The sequence below is a fragment of the Eubacterium sp. SB2 genome, assembly GCF_001244405.1.
In the GTDB taxonomy this organism is placed as follows: Bacteria; Bacillota; Clostridia; order Lachnospirales; family Lachnospiraceae; genus Faecalicatena; species Faecalicatena contortus_B.
This window is the reverse complement of the sequence record NZ_LN865148.1, coordinates 46,740-61,237: the sequence shown is the minus strand read 5'-3', so window position 1 is coordinate 61,237 and position 14,498 is coordinate 46,740. Positions and strand designations below refer to the sequence as shown.

Below are 14,498 nucleotides of genomic sequence, written 5' to 3'. Positions count from 1 at the left end.
CCCGCCTAGAATTTCTTAGGTCCGCGGCCGCGTTTTTGAAAGGACATGGATGTTCTCCGGGAGGTTTTCGGCTATCCCTTCATGGAGCGTCCCCATCCGTACCGCGACTAAAGCGCGTCACTAACTCCCGATTTGGATGTTGGCCGGGATGTGAAAAGTCACGTCTGAACAGTAATGATTTAGGATTACTAAAGCAGAAAAGAAAATAAAAGGGTTTTCTTTTTTACAATTGTGGTGTATTATAAAGTTAGATTAAACTAACTTAAATAAGATCAAATAGGAGTAAACGATTATGGCAACTGGAATTATATGTATCATTATTATTATCGTTTGTGTGTTGGGGATCAGAAGCTATACAAAGCGTTTGACGCACGGGTGCTGCGGGGGCGGCCAGGATCCGGTGAAACGTGTGAGGCCTGCGGATCCAAATATTGCCCACTATCCGTACATCAGAAAAATACGGATCGGTGGAATGACCTGCGCAAATTGTGCCAGAAGAGTAGAAAATGTTTATAACAGTATGGATGGTGTATTAGCTGAGGCTGATTTTGCAGAGGGCTGTGTAACGGTCAGAATGAAAAAGGATTACAAAGACATTCAGCTGAAAGAAGCCGTCCAATCGGCAGGATATTTTGCAACGGGGATCGAGAAGCTGTGACATGTTAGGGCATGAGTCCGAATATTTGAATTTTGATGTACCGGAGATTCCGTCTTAGAAGCAACGAGTAAGTTTAAAGAGGAAAACGCAGAGCGCATTCGCGGTAACAGTTCAGACCTGTCTGAACTGTTACCATCCGCGGCTAATATGCCCGGGTGCGCTTTAATTTTAAATTGTACACGCAGGGCTCATATGTTATACTTATTAACGATTCAAATAATTTATGAAAGAAATATTGGAGAGGAAGGATATACGATGGAGAAAATCAGAATTGGAATTGTTGGTTATGGAAACATCGGACGTGGAGTAGAGCTTGCGGTTGAGCGCAATGAGGATATGGAATTAAAAGCCATCTTTACACGGCGTGAACCCGAGAGCGTTCAGATTATGACAGAGGGTGTTCCGGTCGTTCATATGGATGATATACTTAGCATGAAAGATGAGATTGATGTGATGATCCTGTGCGGCGGCTCAGCAACGGACCTCCCGGTGATCGGTCCCGAGATTGTAAAGAACTTTAATACGATCGACAGTTTTGACACTCATGCCAAGATACCGGAATATTTTGCAGATGTAGACGCATCCGCAAAAGCCGGCGGCCATATCGGAATCATTTCCGTAGGCTGGGATCCGGGAATGTTTTCACTGAACAGGATCTATGCGGAGTCCATCCTTGTACAGGGAGATACATATACATTCTGGGGAAAAGGCGTAAGCCAGGGACATTCAGACGCGATCCGCCGCGTAAAGGGTGTGAAGAACGCCATCCAGTATACCGTGCCGGTTGAAGAAGCAGTAGAGCAGGTAAGAAGCGGATGCGGTCCAAAACTCACTACAAGAGACAAACACTTAAGAGAATGTTATGTAGTGGCTGAGGAAGGCGCGGATCTGAAGGAGATCGAAGAAACGATCAAAAACATGCCGAACTACTTCTCGGATTACAACACAACCGTAACTTTTATCACAGAAGAAGAACTGAAAGCCGAACACAGCAAAATGCCGCACGGTGGATTTGTCATCCGCAGTGGTGAGACGGGAAGAGAAGGCAGTAAGCACGTAATTGAATACTCACTGAAGTTGGATTCCAATCCGGAATTCACATCCAGCGTACTGGTATGCTACGCGCGTGCAGCATACCGTCTCGCTAAGAATGGAGATTCCGGCGCAAAGACAGTATTCGATATCGCACCGGGCTTGCTTTCTATGAAGTCCGCAGAAGAACTGAGGGCAGAATTATTATAGGGGTCTGCCCCCTTTGTGTCCCATTCTCCGAATTGTTTCAAACAATTCGGAATTCGGTGTTCAAAGGGGTAAGACCCCTATGAAAGGATGATGGCATGGAGAAATTATTTCACTTACTGTATGAGTGTATGCTGAGGGGGCAGGATGCGGTTCTGGTTACGATTGTTGCAAGTACCGGCTCCACCCCGCGGGGGGCAGGGGCGCGTATGCTGGTTACTTCCGCCGGGAGAATCTGGGGGACGGTAGGCGGCGGGGCGGTCGAGCACCACAGTGAAGGCGTGGCGGCGGAGGTACTGCGCAGCAAGAAGCCGCGTCTGGAATACTTCCGGCTCAGGGAAAATGAGATCCAGGATCTGGGAATGATCTGCGGGGGAGATGTGAATGTGCATTTTCAATACATTTCTGCAGATGATGAGCAGAAACTGGTTCTAATTAAGCAGATCGGGGCATTATATCAAACAAAAGAGGGATTCTGGCTTGTCAGCGAGATTTCTGAGGACGGAGAGGGAGGTATGGCGGTCTGCCGCCGTTCTGGCGCTATCGCAGGGATATCGCTTCCAGCGGCTGTTTTTGAAGGGCTGCAGATGAAACCCGTGCTGATAGAGACAGAGGGGCGTAGGTTTTACTGTGAGAATATGCAGCAGCAGGGGCGTGTCTATATTTTCGGGGGAGGACACGTTTCACAGGCACTGGTGCCGACTCTTGCAGCAGTTGATTTTAGGTGTGTGGTTCTGGAGGACAGGGAGGAGTTCAGCAGGGCTGAATTGTTTCCCGGGGCAGAAGAGGTCCTGTTAATTGAGAACAGCCATATTGCAGATTATGTTACAATCGATGCCCCGGATTATGTGTGTATCATGACACGCGGGCATAAGGACGATCTGGCGGTTCAGGCACAGGTTTTAAAGACTTCCGCAGCTTATATCGGAGTGATCGGGAGCAGACACAAAAAAGCCGGTGTGTTTGCAAAATTAAAGGAACAGGGTTTTACTGATGCAGATCTGGACAGAATCACGACTCCGATCGGCCTTGCCATCGGAGCAGAAACTCCTGCGGAGATCGCGGTGAGCATCACGGCTCAGTTGATTCAGCAGAGAGCCGCAAGAGATACTCGGCTATAGCCATAGGGCCGTTTGACGTTACTATGTACGGTTCATAGGCCGTGTATAATAACCGTTTGACAGCTGGGAAATACAGGAAGCGCAGGCGGATGTTTGCGGAGAGAAAGAGAGATATGTTATAATATAGCGATTCTATAGGAAAGGGATTGAAACTATGAAGAAATTATTTAATAATCTGCCATTCCGGCTTCTGCTCGGAGTGGTGGCTGGTATCCTGATTGGCCAGATCGCCAATGAGGGATTTATGAATATCGTAGTCACTGTAAAATACATTCTCGGACAGCTGATCACGTTCTGTGTTCCGCTGATTATCATCGGCTTTATTGCCCCATCCATTACAAAGCTGGGCAACAACGCCTCCAGGATGCTGGGAGTGGCAATCGTTATCGCCTATGTGTCCTCCGTGCTGGCGGCGCTTCTTTCCATGCTGGCAGGTTACGGCCTGATTCCGCACCTCTCCATCGTATCTGAGGTGGATGGTCTAAAAGAACTTCCCGGTGTAGTATTCCAGCTGGATATTCCGCAGATCATGCCGGTTATGAGCGCACTGGTATTTTCTGTTATGATCGGGCTTGCGGCTGCGTGGACGAAAGCAAAAGTGATTACACAAGTACTGGATGAATTCCAGAAAATCGTGCTGGAGATCGTGACCAAAGTCGTGATCCCGGTGCTTCCAATTTTTATCGCCTTTACATTCTGTGCATTGTCCTATGAAGGTACAATCACAAAACAGCTGCCGGTATTTATTAAAGTCGTACTGATCGTAATGGCAGGGCACTATATCTGGCTGGCTGTGCTCTATGCGGCAGGCGGCGCTTATTCGAAGAGCAACCCGCTGGATGTCATCAAGAATTATGGCCCGGCATATATTACCGCGGTCGGAACGATGTCTTCTGCAGCAACGCTGGCGGTTGCCCTGCGGTGCGCGAAAAAATCAGAGCCGCCTCTCAGAGAGGATATGGTTGATTTTGGGATTCCGCTGTTTGCAAATATCCATCTCTGCGGTTCGGTACTGACAGAAGTATTTTTTGTCATGACCGTATCCAAAATTCTCTATGGCAGCATTCCTTCCCCGGGAACAATGGTACTGTTCTGTGTGCTGCTGGGAATCTTTGCAATCGGAGCGCCGGGGGTTCCGGGAGGAACCGTAATGGCTTCACTGGGGCTGATTACCGGGGTGCTTGGATTTGATGAGACCGGAACCGCGCTGATGCTTACTATATTTGCCCTGCAGGACAGTTTTGGAACCGCATGCAATGTGACCGGGGACGGAGCGCTGACCATGATCCTGACCGGCTATGCCAAGAAGCATAATATAGAAAAGCAGGAAATCAGCATAGATTTATAAAATATCTGGCTGTACAAACGTGTCTGGCAGCAAGGCAGCACGAGGGTACAGCCGTATTTTATCTTAGAGCGTGTCTGAAAATTCATTGCCGCAATATGCCGCCCCACTTCACGGTCTATTTACTGCCAAATCCAGAGGGCGTAGCCCGCTACGCCTCCTGTATTTGGCAGTAAATACCCCGCAAACTGGGAGAACATCTTGCAACAAGCAATTTTCAGACACACTCTAGCAGGAAAATCCGGTTATAGATAGAAAAGACCGATACAAAAAAAGAGGAAGGCAGCGATGCTGCAGAAGAGATAAATGGGAAAGAATAAGACAAATGATATGACCACAGGAAACCCGGTAAAGCTGATGATTTGGTTTATGATCCCGATGTGCCTGGGAAATATATTTCAGCAGTTCTATAATATAGCGGATTCGATTATAGCGGGGCAGTTCCTAGGGGTGAATGCCCTTGCTGCCATAGGGAGCACAGGTTCACTCATGTTCATGGTGACCGGCTGGATCACCGGGATCAGCAGTGGTTTCTCTATTTTAGTGGCACAGTGGTTTGGCGCCCGCAAATACGACCGGATGCGGCATTATACAGCAATGTCGGTCTATCTGACATTCGCCATTATCGTAGCCATGACGGTGGGGCTTCTGGCAGCAAATGAGCCGATTCTGAGGCTCATGAATACACCGGAGGAACTGATGCCGGATGTGAAAGGGTATATGACAGTTATCTATGCAGGCCTGATCGTGACGGCCGCTTATAATTCTTTGGCTGCCGTGCTCAGAGCACTGGGGGATTCAAAATCGCCGCTGTATTTTTTGATCATTTCCGCAGTGATAAATATCTTTCTGGATATTGTATTTATCACCTGGTTTCATATGGGGGTAACAGGGTGCGGTTACGCAACAGTGATTGCGCAGGGAATCTCAGCGCTGCTGTGCTTCCTGTATATCAAAAAGAAATTTTTAATTCTGCATCTGAAAAAAGAAGATTTCCATATTTCCTGGAACAGTATAAAAAAACTTCTGGCGCTCGGAACACCGATGGGCCTTCAGTTTTCCATCACCGGGATTGGAACCATCATTGTACAGGGAGCGGTTAATATCTACGGAGCAGTCTATATTGCAGGCTTTTCCGCCGGAGCCAAGATCCAGAACCTGATCGCATGCGTCTTTATAGCATTTGGAGCGACCATTGCAACCTATGTAGGGCAGAACTGGGGTGCAGGCAGGTTAGACAGGGTGAAAAAAGGCGTCTGGTATACACAGGCAATGATATTAATCTGCAGCGCGGTATTGATGGTTTTGATATTTTTCTTTGGAAAATACATGGTGCTTATGTTTGTTTCTCCTGCGGAGAAAGGCGTAATCGATGCTGCTGTGGTCTATTTCCTGGCGGTATTCTGGTGCTATCCGTTCCTTGGAAGCATCTTTTTGTACCGCAACGCACTGCAGGGAATGGAATACGGCCTGGTGCCCATGCTGGGCGGAGTATTTGAACTGGCGGCGCGCGCCCTGGTTGTGGCAGCGGTTGCCGGAAAGACAAGTTTTTTCGGGGTCTGCCTTTCAGATCCGGCGGCCTGGCTTGCGGCTTTAATCCCTTTGGTTCCGTATTATTTTTATAAAATAAATAAGGTGGGGAAACAGTAAAGATTGTTATTATTCACGACCATAGTGTGCGCAAAGTAACGAAAGATTCTCCACTTTTTTGTTGAAATTTTATCTTTGGTTATATATAATAAAAATATTGACAGAATAGAAAAAATAGTAGTTCTGCAGGCAGGAGGGAATTATGGCCGGACAGTATGAAGGTATGGCAATAGGCGTATTCGAGCTTGACAGCGAGTGCGCATGTTTTGTAGCATTAGATGCGGCAGCGAAAGCTGCGGATGTAAAGATCCAGGCAGTAGAGAGAAACCGTCTGGGAGCGGGTGCATGTGTTAAGATGAGAGGCAATGTCTCCAACGTCAATGCAGCCATGGAAGTCGCGCTCAGAGTGGCGGAACCAATCTCCAAGATTGTTTCCCATACGATAATAGCGGCACCGTTAGCTGAGACTGAACCAGCAATTACAATGACAATCAACAAGTAAGGAAGAGGTATATTTTTATGGCATATGGAGCATTCGGACTTGTAGAAGTCCTTGGGGAAGCAAACGCCGTACTGGTCACGGATCAGATGCTGAAAGCGGCAGAAGTAACCTATGAGACACAGGACACAAAATGCGGAGGACATGCCCTCATATTTATCAGTGGCAGCGTTTCTGCAGTAACTGCGGCAGTTGAGAGCGCAGCTGTAAATTCACCTTGTAAGATACTTAACTCAGCAGTTATATCCAATCCATCAGAGGAAATGATACATATTGTGGAGGAATTTAAGTCCCGTTAGGATGTGGAGATTCTGTTTTTATAGCATCAATGTAACAGAGGTAATAAAAACTCTGATATATTGATGCTATTTTTTGTTGAAAAATTTATTTTTAGTTTAATAAGAGCAACTGGTATTAACTTCAAATTCGCTCTTGAGCAATTTTCAAATATATTCCAATGTATTTTATAAATATCCAAGTCTTGAATTCTTATAAATACTGTCTTTAAAATCAGCATAGCATAAAAGTAAAATTAAAAATCGAAAAAATAAAAGAAGAAAACTTATTAACCGATAGATTGGAGAATTATCCAATTTTATATTTATAAGTCCTGTTTTATCAGAAAATATGTTGACAATATTTTCACTGTATGATACTATACAATTAATTAATAAAGATTACTAAGTAATGTGAATGGAAAGTTTAGTAAATGAGAAGGTTCATTTAAAAATGTAAAGAAGGAGGTGAGAGTCAAAATGATAAATCAAAAAGGAAAGATACTATATTCTAAATCAAAAAAAATGTTACCGTGGAAATTGCTGTTCCCTTGTGTGTTAATTGTTTTAGTTGTTTTCCTTTTCCCTGTTTTATATTCATTAGCAATGAGTTTTAATCAAGTGGATATATCAAACCAGGAGTGGACCTTTGTTGGATTACAGAATTTCGCTAATCTTTTAAAAGACTCATATTTTCTGAAATCCGTAGTAATCACAGGGAAATTCACTTTATTAACTGTTTTCTTTGAGATGGTTATGGGAACTTTAATAGCCGTCTTTTTGAACAAATCATTTAGAGGCAGAGGATTTGTCAGAGGGATTATGATTTTACCGTGGGCACTTCCAACAGTTGTTAATGCTTTGATGTGGAAATGGATATTTAATGCAAATTACGGAGTGTTAAATGCATTACTTTCACAGATCGGAATTATAGACTCCTATAAAGCATGGCTTGCCGATCCGACCAGTGCATTGTATTGTATGCTTTTTGCTAATATCTGGAAAGAAACACCGTATGTAGTGCTACTGGTTCTTGCTGGTTTGCAGAGCATTCCGGCAGATATGTATGAATCCGCCAGAGTAGATGGCTGCAGCGGCGTAAAAGCATTTTTTAAAATCACGATACCAATGATCAAACATATTCTGCTTATTTTGATCATTACAAAAACAATTTGGTCTATTCAGACCTATGACCTTGTGGCGATTATGACGTGGGGTGGACCTGCAAATGCTACGCAGCTTATCTCTTACTATGTACAAAAAATGACATTCAAATTCTTTGATTTTGGAACCGGTGCAGCAATGTCATATGTCATCATGCTGATAACATTTATTTTGTCGATATTGTACATAAAGACAATGTCAAAGGATGGGGAAGTTATTTGACAGGAGGGAATAAAATGTTGCAAAAAAGAAAAATGAAAAAAAATTGTGGGAAAATCATAATTTATATACTGGCTTTACTGCTATGCATTTATGTTTTGGCCCCATATGCCTGGCTGATCATTTCGAGTATATCAACTAAAGCGGATCTTCTGAAAAAACCTTTGAATTGGTGGCCTTCCCATCCAAGCTTGCAGAGCTATGCTGATATTCTGTTTGGTACTTCAGGAGGCACAACCGCTGTAGTAAATCAGTTTAAATACGCTTTGCGAAACAGTCTGATTGTTTCCGTAATTGTTACGATGATTGCTCTCGCGGCTGGTGTTCTTGCGGCTTATGCATTTGCAAGATTTCGATTCAGGATGAAAAAGTCTCTTTTTTATTCTGTGATCATTACGCAGATGATTCCCCCGGTAGCGCTGTTAATACCTATGTATGTGATTTATCTGAAATTAGGTCTGGTTGATTCAAAGGCCGGTTTGATCCTGATTCATTTGTCATTGGCTTTACCTTTTGTCATATGGATTATGAAGGGATATTTGACAAATTTGCCAATGGATTTAGAAGATGCGGCAAGAGTAGATGGATGTTCCCAGATGCAGGCATTTCTGCGCATTATACTTCCGTTATCAGCACCTGGATTGGCCTCAACAGCAATTTTTATTTTTATTATTTCGTGGAACGAATTTTTTTATGCGGTAAATCTGACATCATCTACAGCAGCAAAAACAGTGCCTGTTATGATCACTGAGTTTTCCAGCAAGGCAGGCTATGATTTTGTTATGGCTTCCACGGCCGGAGTCATTGCAAGCCTTCCGCCGTTATTGCTGTCCCTGATCTTTCAAAAGTTTATAATTTCAGGTTTAACCGCTGGTGCAGTGAAAGGCTAGCAGGAACTACAACAGGTGCAGTTAAAGATTAAAAGCAAAAGAAAAGGAGGAGAAGTTATGAAAAGAGAAAAAGTAAAACGGGCAGGACAGTCGATTCTGGTCATAGGCATGACTCTTGCCTTGTTAGCCGGATGTGGAAACAAGGCGGGGGATTCGGGCAAAGAGCAGGATGGGGCAGCAGAATCAATTTCTGTGATATGTCCCCGGCAGGAGCTGGATACGGATGGAGTTGTAGAAAAAAAAGTCCGGCAATTTGAGGAGGAAACAGGGATTAAAGTCGATTTGATTAATTCGGCATGGGATGTCTGCACGGACAAAATACGTACAGAATTGTCGGTTGGCGGCTCCTCATATGATGTTGTTGATTTTGATAACTCATTGGTTGCTATGTATACAGAGAATGATTGGCTGGAGCCGTTAAATGATTATGATGGCGTAGAAGAAATTAAGAAAGGAATGTTTGCCGGCCTGGTTGAAAAATTTTCTGTAGACGACACGCTGTATGGTGTGACATGGAACAATGATACACATGTATTTTTATATAACGAAGTTATGTTGGAAAAAGCCGGTATAACAGAACCGCCTAAAACGTGGGACGAGTTGATTGAACAGAGCCGGATCCTGATTGAAAAGGGATTATGCCAATATGGAATGCCAATGTGTTTTAACGGAAATGGAGCTGTCAATGAAATGACGAACGTGATTTATTCATTTGGTGGAAATGCGTTCGATGGCCAGGAGATCATCATTGGTGAAAATGAGGGAGCATTAAAAGCATTTGAGGTGATTAATAGTATGATGTCTGATGGAACGATTGATCCGGCCTCCTTATCCTATGATTACGAGACGGCAGCGAATGTATTTTTAAATGGAGACAGTGCCTTTTTCCTGCAGGCTATGCCGGGGCTGTATACGACGGCAAATGATCCGGAACAGTCTCAGGTAGCAGGACAGATTAAAGTAGCGCCATATACCGTTACGGACAGTAAAGATACAAATGTAGTCCTTACAGTTCCCGAGGCATATGCAATACCTAAGAATAGCGAACACAAGGAAGCGGCATGGGAATTTATAAAATATATGTCTTCTGTTGAATTTGATAAAGAAAAGGTTATGAAGATAGGAATGCTGCCTATTTATGAATCCGTATTTGAAGATGAAGAGGTATTATCTGCATATCCTCAGTTCGCTGAATTGGGAGAGCAGGTCAAATATGCAAGAGGATTAGATGACATTCTTTGGTATGATGAATACTCTAATGTATTCCAATCAGAACTGCAAAGTATGCTTTTGGGAGATATATCACCTGAAGAGTGTGTAAAAAGCATTCAGTCTCAATGCGAACAATATGAAAAATAAATATGGCATCAAAACCTTTTCCAGAAAATATCTGGATAAGAGATAAAAACAAAAACAGGAGGAAACTTAAAATGATTAAACCTAAGATTGGATTCATTATTTTCGGACAGCACAAAGACGGGACACATGACCACATGGGAACTCCGCATATGGATTTTCAATTGTATGACAAATGTAAAGATGCTTTAAGAAAACACGGCATCGAACTGATCTGTGAAGATGTGGTGGTTCGGGATAAAGCGGAGGCAAAAGAAGCATTAAGAAAATTCCGGATCGACGACGAGATTGATGGTATTATTCTCTTTTCAGGCACATGGGTGTGGTCTGCAAATCTGATAGCAGCGGTGAGAGAATATGCGAAAACAGATAAAGGTATTGTTCTGTGGACCATTCCGGGAGCTACTGGGTGGCGTACAGTCGGCGGCCTGGTCATGCATGGGGCAATGAATGAAATTGGCATTGAACACAAATGCGTATACGGGAATTATGATGATGAAACAGAAATCAAGAAAATTGTCAGTTACTGTCGTGCGGCAGCATTAAAAAATAAACTTAATATGAGTACAGTTGGATCCTTTGGCGGAAGAGGCATGGGCCAGACAGTTGGAGTGGCAGATCCTTCACAGGTTATGAAGATGTTTGGGATAGATATTGATTCCCGGGATACAACACAGCTTATCGAGTGTGCGAAAGCATTTTCAGATGAGGAAGTAAAAGCATTATATCCAAGACTGGAAAAGTTATTTGGAAGTTTACCAAAGGAAGATGCAGTGACAGACCGATCCCTGCGGATTTACCTGGCGCTCAAGAAAAAGATGGCAGAATGGGATTTTGATTATTATACGATCCAATCCTTCCCGGGAATCGGGGACGATTATACAGCTACGTGCTTCGCACAAAGCTTAATGCTTGATGATGGAATAGGTACTTCAACATTGGGCGATTTCAATACATTGCTGACGACAATCGCATTGACAGAATTAAGTGGACAACCAGTTTATTATGGTGACTTACAGGTTCTTGTCCGCGAAGAGAATGAGATAAGGATCATCGGTGACGGTGCTTGCCCGCCTTCACTGGCCGGTGATTTAGATCCAGCTGCATATGCACATCACGGAGTTGCGTACGAAGGGAAAATGGACGGATTATCCGTTCAGCTTACCTGCAAGCCGGGAGAAGGCGTTGTTGCAAGATTGGCACGTATGGACGGCGAGTACGCAATGACTATCGCACGCTGTACGGTATATGAGCCAGAACCGGAAGAACTGCAGAGCAAAAAGCTGGAATGTGGTTCTCCGATGTGGCCGCATGCATTTTGCCGTATTCATGGAGATCTTGATGTATTCATCGAAAACTGGAACAATGAATATGCTTGCCTGGGTTATGGCGGCGATGAACTTTACGATCAAATGACAGCTTTTTGCGATATTACGGGAATCCGAAAGATACTTATTTAAAGATAAGAAAGGCAGCATATGGTGGTCTGCCAGGAGGCTGTCATCACATGCAGGCTCAGGAGGTTATAAATGAAGGCAAAAGCAGAAGAATATGCAAAGTATTATAAAAATCATCTTATCAATGAATGCTTACCATTCTGGGACAGATGTATAGATCAAGAGTGTGGTGGTTATTTTACTTGTTTTGACAGAGAAGGGAACTTGACAGATAGTAATAAATATGTTTGGTTTCAGGGCCGACAGGTATACACATACTCTTTATTATATAACCGTATAGAAAAAAGACAAGAGTGGCTGGATAAGGCATATCACGGATATCAATTCTTAGTAGAGCATTGCTATGCCGGAAATGGAAGATGGAATCTAAGACTGGACCGGGCAGGAAACGTGCTGGTGGGAACGATAGCAATATATGCGGATTTGCATTGTATCCAGGGAATGGCAGAATTTATGACAGCGACCCAGGGGGTTTTAGAAGAAGGAATGCAGATACTTAGAGACAGCTATGATGTTCTTGAGAAAAATATGTTTGACCCATTTTTTAAAGAAATTTTTGAAAACACATGGAGTGAAAAATTTATCTGGCATGATATGTATCTGACAACTTTAAGCGTTGCGGAAGTTTGTACACCTATACTGGGGGAGAATCGGACTAAGAGATTGATTGATGAGAGCATTGAAAAGATTTTATATTGGTTTACAAGAGATGAGTATCAAGTGGTTCTTGAAGCAGTCCAAAGAGACAATACTCCTGATTTATCGGATCCGCAGGGAAGATTTGTAAATCCAGGACATATGGTTGAAAGCATGTGGTTTTGTCTCGACACAAACCGTAGATTGAAAAATTCTGAATATCAAAAGAAAATTTTAAATGTAATTGACTGGGCATACGAAATTGGGTATGATATGGAATATAATGGAATTTACGCATTTGTGGATGTAGAGGGTGGGAAACCACTACAGCCTCTTGATTGGTATGAAGAATGTAATTGTGCCTGGAATGATAAGGTTTGGTGGCCAAATTCAGAAGCATTATGTGCATTTGCGATGGCTTATGCAGATACAGGAGAAGAAAGATTTGGTGAAATGTTTGAAAAGCAGCACCGTTTCTGCCGGGATCATTTTTATGATCCGGAGTATGGGGAATGGTATAGTTTTCTGAACCGGGACGGATCCGTAAAATCACCGGAAAAGGGTTCAAAATGGAAGTGTGCGTTCCATGTTCTGCGGGCATTAGTCTTTACATATGAAGCTATGCAGCGGGCAGATCAGAGAGAGAAGGCAATAGAACATTATACAAAACAATGAAGATTACGTTTTATACGTGATAATGAATTTCAGGCAATTTACAGTACGATTCATGATTAAATATATATTAAGAAAAGAGAGCAGGAAGTTTATGGAGACAGGTAAACCAGAGGTTCTGTCGCAGATAAATAGAGCGGCAATTGTAAAACTATTAAAACAGCAGGGAAATCTTTCCCGTGCAGATCTGACAAGAATGTTAAATATGAGTTTCCCTTCTGTATCCTCTAATGTGAAACAATTATTAGAGGAAGAATATATCATAGAGATTGGGGAATCTGCAGGAAAAAACGGCCTGGGACGCCGTTCTGTTTTACTTGGCTTCAATGAAAAGCGTGGATATGTAGTAGGTGTGTGTTTTAATATAAGTACCATCATTGCTGCTAGTGCAGATTTGCTTGGGAATCCAATTGATATAGTAGAAAAGAGAATGGATTTAACAAAAGATGGAGAACATGCATATGCTCTCATCCGCGACTCTGTTAAGGAGGTACTTTTAAAAAGCCATATCCCCCTGGAACAATTAGAGTGTATCAGTATTGGAATTCCGGGAATATTTGACGAAAATAGCAGAAAAAACAGATTCGTTCCTTACCTGACTTCATGGGAAGATATACAGATTGAAGACAGACTGAAGAAAGACTTTATCGATAATGTGATCATAGATAATGTGGTAAACTTCGGGGTTATTGGGGAACGCTGGAGGGGTAACGCTCAGAACTATAGAAATATTATGTACGTAGAATATGATGTGGGAATGTCAGCAGGCCTGATCATTAACGGAGAGCTATATCAAGGCGCACGTCATCTGGCTGGAGAAATTGGTTATATGGTTTTAGAACCGAGCCAGATGGCACGTTCGTTTTCAAACGAAGGGGCTCTTGAGGAATTGATTTCGGGAATTGTTCTTAAAAAGGCAATGCAGGATACGGGCTGTCCGGGTGAAGAACTATTCGATATCGGAGTTTTGATTGCATTAGGTAAAGAGGGTAATCAAAAAGCAATGGAGGTATTGGATAAGGTAATAGACAGTTTCACGGCGATGCTGATCAATTCGATCGTAGTGATCAATCCAGAGATTGTAATTTTATCGGGAACGAATGGAATGCACATCGGAATAAACTACATGGAGCGTATCAGAAAAAACGTAGAAGCGCATGTACCTTTTCTGCCGGAAATCAATATATCCAAATTTTCAGGGAATAAGGCTGGACTTTATGGGGCATTGAACATGTCAGCAATGCATGCCATATCAAATATCGACAATGAAATAATATAAACCTCTTGCCCTTTAATTTCATATATGATCATATTGTATAATAATAGGTGCCTGAACCGCACTGGGAGTTCATTATCATGCTTTTAAAGCATCAAGCT

13 protein-coding genes are annotated in these 14,498 nt (G+C 43.0%); all 13 read left to right on the top strand.

Annotated features, from left to right (window positions below):
• Nucleotides 1–292 precede the first annotated feature (292 nt).
• The 13 genes from BN1938_RS00340 (at nucleotide 293) to BN1938_RS00280 (ending at nucleotide 14,400) form a co-directional block, all read left to right on the top strand.
• Nucleotides 293–658 carry a heavy-metal-associated domain-containing protein gene (locus tag BN1938_RS00340; RefSeq protein WP_050638691.1) on the top strand — a complete coding sequence of 122 codons (366 nt, stop codon included), beginning with the start codon at nucleotides 293–295 and terminating at the stop codon, nucleotides 656–658.
• Between the two features lie 255 nt (nucleotides 659–913).
• Nucleotides 914–1,900 carry a diaminopimelate dehydrogenase gene (locus BN1938_RS00335; protein WP_050638690.1) on the top strand — a complete coding sequence of 329 codons (987 nt, stop codon included), beginning with the start codon at nucleotides 914–916 and terminating at the stop codon, nucleotides 1,898–1,900.
• A gap of 95 nt (nucleotides 1,901–1,995) precedes the next feature.
• Nucleotides 1,996–3,018: an XdhC family protein gene (locus tag BN1938_RS00330; protein WP_050638689.1), complete on the top strand. Its 1,023-nt coding sequence runs from the start codon at nucleotides 1,996–1,998 to the stop codon at nucleotides 3,016–3,018.
• 154 nt (nucleotides 3,019–3,172) lie between these two features.
• Nucleotides 3,173–4,366 (top strand): dicarboxylate/amino acid:cation symporter, encoded by a 1,194-nt coding sequence (locus tag BN1938_RS00325; protein ID WP_050638688.1) that lies wholly within the window; start codon nucleotides 3,173–3,175, stop codon nucleotides 4,364–4,366.
• A 303-nt stretch (nucleotides 4,367–4,669) separates the two neighbouring features.
• Complete coding sequence (locus BN1938_RS00320) at nucleotides 4,670–6,013, top strand: MATE family efflux transporter (protein WP_050638687.1); 1,344 nt, start codon at nucleotides 4,670–4,672, stop codon at nucleotides 6,011–6,013.
• A gap of 142 nt (nucleotides 6,014–6,155) precedes the next feature.
• Complete coding sequence (locus tag BN1938_RS00315; protein ID WP_050638686.1) at nucleotides 6,156–6,455, top strand: BMC domain-containing protein; 300 nt, start codon at nucleotides 6,156–6,158, stop codon at nucleotides 6,453–6,455.
• Between the two features lie 17 nt (nucleotides 6,456–6,472).
• Entirely contained in the window at nucleotides 6,473–6,751 is a 279-nt protein-coding gene (locus tag BN1938_RS00310) for a BMC domain-containing protein (RefSeq protein ID WP_050638685.1), read from the top strand.
• Between the two features lie 456 nt (nucleotides 6,752–7,207).
• Nucleotides 7,208–8,113, top strand: a complete 906-nt coding sequence (locus tag BN1938_RS00305) for a carbohydrate ABC transporter permease (RefSeq protein ID WP_050638684.1) — start codon at nucleotides 7,208–7,210, stop codon at nucleotides 8,111–8,113.
• A gap of 14 nt (nucleotides 8,114–8,127) precedes the next feature.
• Nucleotides 8,128–9,000 (top strand): carbohydrate ABC transporter permease, encoded by an 873-nt coding sequence (locus BN1938_RS00300; RefSeq protein ID WP_050638683.1) that lies wholly within the window; start codon nucleotides 8,128–8,130, stop codon nucleotides 8,998–9,000.
• A gap of 57 nt (nucleotides 9,001–9,057) precedes the next feature.
• Nucleotides 9,058–10,359: an ABC transporter substrate-binding protein gene (locus BN1938_RS00295; RefSeq protein WP_050638682.1), complete on the top strand. Its 1,302-nt coding sequence runs from the start codon at nucleotides 9,058–9,060 to the stop codon at nucleotides 10,357–10,359.
• A 71-nt stretch (nucleotides 10,360–10,430) separates the two neighbouring features.
• Nucleotides 10,431–11,816, top strand: coding sequence for a hypothetical protein (locus BN1938_RS00290; RefSeq protein WP_187376272.1), 1,386 nt, complete (start codon nucleotides 10,431–10,433; stop codon nucleotides 11,814–11,816).
• Between the two features lie 69 nt (nucleotides 11,817–11,885).
• On the top strand, nucleotides 11,886–13,124 hold the full coding sequence (locus BN1938_RS00285) for an AGE family epimerase/isomerase (protein WP_050638680.1): 1,239 nt from the start codon (nucleotides 11,886–11,888) through the stop codon (nucleotides 13,122–13,124).
• A 91-nt stretch (nucleotides 13,125–13,215) separates the two neighbouring features.
• Nucleotides 13,216–14,400, top strand: coding sequence for an ROK family protein (locus BN1938_RS00280; RefSeq protein WP_050638679.1), 1,185 nt, complete (start codon nucleotides 13,216–13,218; stop codon nucleotides 14,398–14,400).
• The last annotated feature ends 98 nt before the right edge of the window (nucleotides 14,401–14,498 follow it).